The sequence below is a fragment of the Streptococcus mitis genome (assembly GCF_001579035.1).
Lineage (GTDB): Bacteria > Bacillota > Bacilli > Lactobacillales > Streptococcaceae > Streptococcus > Streptococcus mitis_J.
Window position 1 is genome coordinate 10,128 of the sequence record NZ_KQ970292.1, and the last position, 530, is coordinate 10,657.

At 34.5% G+C, this 530-nt stretch carries 1 pseudogene; it reads right to left on the bottom strand.

Features of this window, described 5'->3' with window-relative positions:
* Positions 1 to 515: pseudogene (locus SMIDD26_RS11990) on the bottom strand (hypothetical protein); the annotation flags it as partial.
* Positions 516 to 530 lie beyond the last annotated feature (15 nt).

Below are 530 nucleotides of genomic sequence, written 5' to 3' on the forward strand. Positions count from 1 at the left end.
GTAATATAGTGTTTTGTAGTGCTTCACTCTCTTCCTCTATACGCGGATTATCATCTTTTAAGGTCAAATAGAGAGAAATCGAATCTACAAATTATTTATCATGATTATTTTTAAAATCATTCCAAAATAAAGTTTATTTGGCTTGTTTAACCAATCTAAAGTTTTAAAAGTCCTCAAGCACCTATAAATCGTTGAGTTTGGAAGTCCAGTTACCTGCGAAAGCAAATCAACATCTACTACTTTTTGACCTTTTGTCAATAAAAAGGCAATCCACGTTAATTGTTCGCGAGGTGTTAATTCCTTATGGGATTCAGTATCATTAGCATTCAGTACTAGTCCCAATGGAGGGAAGAAGAGGTTTCCCTTGAAGTCGACAAAAGGAATTCTAGCTTGAAGTAATTGCTTTTTTTCACTGTCTGATAACTTTGAAAACACCAAAACAACATTCATATTGGCTTTTTCACCCATAGTACGAGCCTGAGTAACAAATGCCCCCTTCTCTTTTCTTTAATCAGAAGCTACTGTTTGTT